Origin of the sequence: Comamonas sp. CAH-2 (assembly GCF_009668305.1) — a bacterium.
Taxonomy (GTDB): Bacteria; Pseudomonadota; Gammaproteobacteria; order Burkholderiales; family Burkholderiaceae_C; genus Comamonas; species Comamonas aquatica.
Genome location: NZ_VSWF01000001.1, coordinates 60,743 through 68,007 on the forward strand (window position 1 = coordinate 60,743; position 7,265 = coordinate 68,007).

Here is a 7,265-nt window from a genome sequence, read left to right on the forward strand (position 1 = left end):
TGGCTGCAGAGTTGGACATCAACAAGGTCATTCAAGCCCTCAAAGGCATGACTCCAGAGGCCAAAAAGGCGCTGGACGCTGTGCTGCTGGCTGACGCGCCTATCTGGGTGCCGCAAGAAGGCCCGCAGCGCGCTGCTTATGACTCGCTGGCTGACATCGTTTACTACGGCGGTTCTGCCGGCGGTGGCAAGACTGACCTGCTACTGGGCTTGGCCCTGACAAAGCAGCGTCACAGCATTCTCTTTCGGCGCCAGTCGGTGCAATTGACCGGCATTGAAGAGCGCATGACCAAGATTCTGGGCTCACGTGACGGCTACAACGGACAGACCGGCATTTGGCGTTTGCCGTCCAAGCGCGTGCTTGAGCTGGGGCATTGCAAGGATCCTGGGGATTGGATCAAGTACCAAGGCCGCCCCCACGATGCCAAGCTGTTTGACGAGATTCCTCACTTCACAGAGACGCAATTTCGCAACCTGATCGGCTGGCTGCGTTCTGATGACCCCTCTGTGCGTCAGCGCGTGGTGTGCGCCGGTAACCCCCCTACAGACCCAGAAGGCGAGTGGGTCAAGCGCTTTTGGGCTGCGTGGCTTGATCCGATGCACCCCAATCCAGCCAAGCCTGGTGAGCTGCGTTGGTACATCACCAACGACAAGGGCGAGGATGAGGAAGTCAGTGGTCCAGAGGACGTGCTGGTGAATGGTGAACCGGTCAAACCCATGAGCCGCACCTTCATTCCATCCAGTGTCGACGACAACTACTTCCTGATGGCCACGGGCTACAAGCAGAAGCTGCAGGCGCTTCCAGAGCCCTTGCGCTCACAGATGCTGCGTGGCGACTTCAATGCGGGTTCTGTCGATCCCGCATGGCAGTTGATCCCCACGGATTGGGTCAAGGCCGCACAGGCGCGCTGGGAGAAGAAAGAGGCCAAGGGCACGATGACCGCGCTGGGCTTCGATCCTTCCCGTGGTGGCCAAGACAAGTCTTCGATAGCGCGCCGCCATGGCCAGTGGTTTGACGAGCTGGTGACCGCGCCCGGGTTGGTGACCAAGGACGGCCCCACGGCTGCTGCGTTCGTTGTGCCGCACGTCCGTGACGGTGCCTGCATCTGTGTGGATGCGATCGGCATTGGATCCAGCGCCTTGGACTTCCTGGTGGGCCTGAACCTCAATGTCCTACCCGTGGTGGGCTCTGAGGGCTCTGGGCTGATGGACAAGGCTGGCCAGCTGCGCTTTCGGAACAAGCGCGCCGAGATGTATTGGCGGCTGCGTGAAGCACTGGACCCCACCGTGCCTGAGCCCATCGCGCTGCCACCAGACCAAGAGCTGCTGGGTGACCTGACCGCCGTTCGCTACAAGGTGGTGACCATGGGCAGCAAGTCAGCCATTCAGATGCGCAGCAAGGACGAAATCCGCGAAGCGCTTGGCCGCTCCCCAGACAAAGGGGACGCAGTGGCCATGACCTTTATCTCCGACATCCCCGCACCTAAGGCAGAGCGCGCTCCAAAAAGCTGGCGCGACCGCCTGAAAAAGCACAGCGGTGGTGGCAACTACATGACTGCGTGAGGCAATCCATGAGCAATCCAAAAGCACGTGCCAATTGGGACCGCTGGCAGTACGGCAAGAACCGTGGCCATATCGACTACATGAAGCAGGCCGACCGCTGCGAACAGATGTATTTGGGTGGGGGCCGACAGTGGCGCGCCGAAGATCGCGCCTTTGTGGAGGGGCAAAAGCGCCCAGCCCTGGAGTTCAACGAAATCAAGGGAGCGGTCAATACCGCCATTGGCTACCAGATCCAGAACCGGATGGACATCGCTTTCAAGCCCCGCGGTGGTGAGGCTGACCTGGCCACGGCCACGATCTTGTCCAAGGTGGCTATGCAGGTGGCCGACCAGTGTGGCCTGCACTGGAAAGAAACGCAGGTGTTCAGCGATGGGCTGATTCAGCAGCGCGGCTACTTCGACGTGCGGATGAACTTCGACCAGAACATTCATGGTGAGATTCAAGTCGATACGCTGGACCCGCTGGATGTCATGCCCGACCCGGATGCCAAGACCTACGACCCCAAGGGCTGGTCTGATGTGACGATCTCGCGCTGGCTCACCCTGGATGAAATCGAAAACCGCTACGGCAAGAAGGCTCGCAAGATCGCTGACGAGAGCGGTGATGCTGGCTATGACTTTGGCGATGCTGGTGATGATGGCCCAGAGCGCAACAAATTCGGTGCAGGCGGCGTTGCTGGTGTGGCTGAGGCATTCAGCAGTCAAGCCGAAGGGCCGCACCGCTTTCGGGTGATTGACCGGCAGATTCGTGTCTACAAGCTCACGAAGTGCGTGGTGTTTCCTGATACGGGCGATGTGCGCCCCGTCGATCAGCTCTCTGCGGAGTCGCTGGCAGACGCACTGGCTAAGGGGGCTGTGGAAACCAAGCGCATGCAGCACCGCATTGAGTGGGTGGTCAGCACTTGCACCAGCGTGCTGCACGATGCAACAAGCCCCTACGATGATTTCACGGTGGTGCCGTACTTCGCGTACTTCCGCCGTGGCCTGACGGTGGGCATGGTCGATGATGCGATTGGCCCTCAGGAGGCGCTGAACAAGGCCGTGAGCCAGTTCGTGCACATCCTCAACACTTCGGCCAACAGCGGCTGGATCACCGAAGAGAACTCCATTACCAATATGGATTCGGGAGAGTTGGAGCAACGCGGTGCCACGACTGGCTTGCATATTGAGGTGAAGAAGGGGGCGAAGCCTCCCCAGAAGATCAAACCCAACGAAGTGCCAACAGGTGTGGATCGCCTGATCGATCGCGCTGACAAGGCCATCAGGGATGCGACGGTGCCCGATGTGCTGCGTGGTTCTGCAGGACCAGAGGTGGCAGGCGTGGCTATCCAAAGCCGGCAGTTTGCAGGGCAGCAGCAGCTGGCCGTGCCGCTGGACAACCTGGCATACACCCGCAGGCTGCTGGCGCGCCGTATCTTGGCCTTGATCCAGACCTTCTACGATGCCCACCGCATTTTTCGGATCACGGAAACCAACCCTTACACCGGCAAGCAAGAGGTGGAGACGGTGGAGATCAACCAGTACGACGGTGCGACTGGTGGCTATTTCAACGATGTGACGGTGGGCACCTATGACGTGGTGATCACTGAGCAGCCCATGCAGGTCACGTTCCAGAACAGTCAGTTCAACCAGGCTCTGGAGATGCGCAAGGCCGGCATCCGCATCTCGGACGCCATGGTGGTGCGCTACTCCAACCTCCAGGACAAGCACGAGATCCTGCAGGGCCTGCAGCCTGTACCGCAGGAGTCGAACCCCGTGGATGCTGCACGCGCCGCTTTGTTGCAAGCGCAGGCCAACCGCACAGCCAAGGAAGCTGACCGTACTGAAGCCCAGACGCGAAAGATCGATGCAGAGGCTACCAACAAGCAAGTGGAGACGCAGTACAGCGCCGTGCAGACCGGCCAAGTGATTGCTGCCAATCCCGCTGTGTCTGGTTTGGCAGATGGCCTGCTGCGCTCTGCGAATTTCAAAGACCACGATGCCGCGCCCATCGTGCCTGAGGTGGATGCGAATGCAGCCCTCAGCGTGCCTGCCAACGTGCCCACCAACACCAACCCTTTAACCCCCGCCAACCCCAGCGTTGGCATGAATCGCGGCATCAGAACCCCTGATGCAGATGGCGTGCAACCCTAAGGAGAACGACATGGCCAAAGACAAAAACCTGATTGCTACCTCTGGCGACCACGACAAATGGCAAGCCGAGGATGACATGCGCACCTTGGCGCGCGCCGAAGAAATTCGCAAGGACGCCAAGCGCTTTAAGGCCGCCGTGGCCATGGCCAAAGAGAAGGTCAAGGAGCTGGAAGCCCTGCAACAACTCTCTGCCAATTCCTAAGCACAACGTAGCCAGGCAATCCACCGACCACAGGAGAACAACATGCCCGCATTTATTCGCAACCTGCTGAACCGCCGTCTCATGAACCAGTTGGCTGAAGGCCAAGATTTGTCCGGTGATGGCCAGACGATGGCTGATGAGCTGCAAAACGACGATGACTTTGCATCGATTGAAGGACTGGATCGTGGCGATGGTCCAGGGCCTCAGACTGAGGCACCGCAGACAGCAGTTACACCAGCTGTTGATGTGAACTTGGAGGCGCTCAAGGCAATCGCGGCTTCAGCCGCCGACGAAGGCGCTGGTGATGAAGCAAAGCCACACGTGGGCAGCGTGCCAATGCCGCGCTTCCAAGAGGTTAATGAGCGCCGCAAACAGGCAGAAGCCGCGCTGGAAGCGGCCCAGGCAGAGTTACAAGCCGCGCGCAGCAAGAGCATTCCCAGCGAAGCGCTGGATGCCCTGGAAGAGAAGTACACGGCTGCCATGATGGATGGCAACACCAAGGAGGCTGTCAGTATTCGCCGCCAGATCAACCAGCATATTGAAGAGCAGGCCGTGCTGCGCATCAAGAACGAGCAGGCACAGCGTCAAGCGGCACAGGCCAGCAGTGACTTTGTGGATTCATTCCTGAGTGCAAACCCATGGCTGAACACTGAAGAAGGCATGAAGGTTCAGGACATCCTGGCGGACTTGGTGGAGGTGCGTGTGCATCGTGGCGAGCCGTTCGAGAAGGCATTTCAAGACGTGGCAAATGAGATTCTGCCGCGGTACGCGCCTGCAAACAGTGGGCCACCTCCTGCTGTTGACCCACGCGCCGCCAACTCGGTCAAGCGCGGGGCACAGGCTGCGGCTGCCCAAGCACCATCGATGCAAGGCGGGTTTGGCAATCGCGCCATGGGTACGGCGATGTATGACATCAACACCATCAGCGATGAAGACTTCATGAAGCTGAGCGAGGAAGACAAGGCGCGCATGCGTGGTGGCTGATGCCAGCTCTTGAGCCTACCCCCCTAAGGTTGTGAAAACCTGGGGGTGGGGTGGAAACTTCAGTTCACTCGCAGGAGGCCAGCACGCTCGCTGAAACTGGCCACCTTTCTTAACTCTAGCGAATCAGCCACGTGGTGAGGCGTTAAGTCGCCACCGTCTTTATAGCCCGACGCAAAACGGCTTGGCCGCTTGGCTGCCTCATTGCCATGTCTCCGCCTTTAGGGCTGCGCATGCCCGGACACAAGTACCAACTACTGCAAAAGGCATTGCCATGTCGTACACCGAATTTGGAAAGCTGAGCGAGGCTCAAGTCAAAGTGTGGGCCAAGGATCTGTGGCTCACCGCAAAACACAACTCTTTCGTGAACCGTTTCATGGGCACGGACCAGGGCTCGATGATCCAGGTGGTCAAGGAACTGACCAAGACCTCCAAGGGCGACAAAGCCATCATCCAGCTGGTCGGTGACCTGCAAGAAGACGGTGTTGTCGGTGACAACGAGAGCGAAGGCAACGAAGAAGCGATGCAAGCGCACGTCCAGGAAATCAAGCTGGACATGATCTCGCACGCTGTGATCAACAAGGGCAAGCTGTCCGACCAGCGCTCTACGATCAATTTCCGCAGCACCGGCAAGAACAGTCTGGCCGAGTGGCTGAGCCAGCGCATTGATGAGCTGGCCATGCTCACCGCCGCGGGCATCAGCTATGAGTACAAGACGAATGGCGCCAAGCGCAGCAGCAATTCGCAATTCCCTGTGCTGGAATTTGCGACCGATGTGAAGGCGCCTACGTCTGAGCGTGGCCTGATGTGGACCGGCGCTGGCCTGGACTACTCCAGCACCGCCAACATCACGAATGCGTTTGTGCCCAAGTACAACATGATTGTGGACTTGGTGACCCGCGCCAAGGAGCAGCGCATTCGCGCCCTGCGCAGTGGCGGCAAGGACTACTACGTGGTTCTGGTGGCTCCTGGCACGCTGGGCGCGCTCAAGAAAGACCCTGACTACAAGGACGCGCTGGTGGCCTTGGCGTCGCGTGATGGCCAGAACTCGCCCTGGTTCACAGGCGCTACCGTCACCATGGACGGCGCCGTGATCCATGAGCACAGCGATGTGTTCAACACCAAGGGCGCAGCAGCCGGCGCCAAGTGGGGTGCGGGCGGCAACGTCAACGGCACACGCACCATGCTGTGCGGCGCTCAAGCGCTGGCCATGCTGGACCTGGGCCTGCCCGACTGGAACGAGAAGTCGTTCAACTACGGCAAGCGCCATGGCATCAACGTGGACAAGTTCCTGGGCCTGCTGAAGCCTCAGTTCGAGTCGGCAGTGACCGGTGCCGTGGAAGACCACGCCATCCTCACCTGTGACCACTACCTGGCTTAACCAGGGCTCCCGCTTAAGGGCGGGGCCTTGGGGCTCCGTCCTTCCTGCAACCATTCTCGAAGGACAAAGATCATGGCCATCAAAAAGATCGCAGCCCGCCAGGAGCCGCAAGTCGCAATCCTGACCATCAAGCACTCTGACGTGACCGCCTACGGCACTGCAGAGCCCGCCATCGACGTGCCTGGTGGTGCCATCGTCACCGGAGGCGACATCACCGTGGTGGAGCCTTGGAATAGTGCCACCACGGCCACGCTCAAGCTGGGCGACAAAGCAGATGATGACCGCTACACCGCAGCGGCGGTGGACCTGAAAACCGCAGGCCGCACCGCGCTGACCTTGACCGGCCACAAGCACGTTGGCATCGAATCCCTACAGGCACTGCTTGCCCAAGCTGGCGCTGCAGCCACCAAGGGTGAAGTGCGCATTACGGTCCAGTACCTCACCGAAGGCCGCGCGACCGCATCGCTGGGCTGATCCTGTGTAGTGGATGGCGTTGCTTTAGCGCCTTTTGTGCCCGGCGCTTTCAATGTGCCGGGCCTTTTCTTTGGGAGCCAACCATGAAGAAACTCTTTTCTCCTTTTCAGCGCGTGATTCCTATTGCTTTGACCAGTGGCCACACCTTTGTGGTGACCCAAGAACCGGTGGAAGTGCCCGATATGTACGTCGCTGAGGCCGTGGCCCGCGGCGCTGTTGAGGCTCAGGATGGTGAGCAGTCTGCCCCGGTTGTTCAAGCCGCCGCAGCGCAGGAAGAAGGGCTGACAACCCAAGCGACCGCTGGACCAGTCGCTGAAGAGCTGTCGTTGCTGCGCGCTGCCAAGATCGCACAAGCCCTGAACGGCATGCTGGATGGTGCCAATGAGGCAGATTTCACCGAAGGCGGCAAACCGCAATTGGCGCGTGTGAAGGCACTGGTGGGCTTTGCGGTGACCCGCGCTGAGGTTGATGCTGCCTGGGCAGAAGTCAGCGCAGCCGTCTAAGCCCAAGGGAGTGCAGCCATGCGATTGAAG

7 protein-coding genes are annotated in these 7,265 nt (G+C 59.8%); all 7 read left to right on the forward strand.

What is annotated here, in order from left to right; all coding sequences use genetic code 11:
* Positions 1–11 precede the first annotated feature (11 nt).
* A complete protein-coding gene (locus FYM52_RS00325) occupies positions 12–1,562 on the forward strand; it encodes a terminase (protein ID WP_238826055.1) in 1,551 nt (516 codons plus the stop codon).
* A gap of 80 nt (positions 1,563–1,642) precedes the next feature.
* Entirely contained in the window at positions 1,643–3,694 is a 2,052-nt protein-coding gene (locus FYM52_RS00330) for a genomic island protein (RefSeq protein ID WP_238826056.1), read from the forward strand.
* Positions 3,695–3,704: 10 nt separating this feature from the next.
* Positions 3,705–3,896 (forward strand): hypothetical protein, encoded by a 192-nt coding sequence (locus FYM52_RS00335; RefSeq protein WP_154162630.1) that lies wholly within the window; start codon positions 3,705–3,707, stop codon positions 3,894–3,896.
* 42 nt (positions 3,897–3,938) lie between these two features.
* Entirely contained in the window at positions 3,939–4,880 is a 942-nt protein-coding gene (locus FYM52_RS00340) for a hypothetical protein (protein ID WP_154162631.1), read from the forward strand.
* 271 nt (positions 4,881–5,151) lie between these two features.
* Positions 5,152–6,258 carry a N4-gp56 family major capsid protein gene (locus tag FYM52_RS00345; protein ID WP_154162632.1) on the forward strand — a complete coding sequence of 369 codons (1,107 nt, stop codon included), beginning with the start codon at positions 5,152–5,154 and terminating at the stop codon, positions 6,256–6,258.
* A 72-nt stretch (positions 6,259–6,330) separates the two neighbouring features.
* A complete protein-coding gene (locus tag FYM52_RS00350; protein ID WP_154162633.1) occupies positions 6,331–6,732 on the forward strand; it encodes a hypothetical protein in 402 nt (133 codons plus the stop codon).
* A gap of 83 nt (positions 6,733–6,815) precedes the next feature.
* Complete coding sequence (locus tag FYM52_RS00355; RefSeq protein WP_154162634.1) at positions 6,816–7,235, forward strand: hypothetical protein; 420 nt, start codon at positions 6,816–6,818, stop codon at positions 7,233–7,235.
* Positions 7,236–7,265 lie beyond the last annotated feature (30 nt).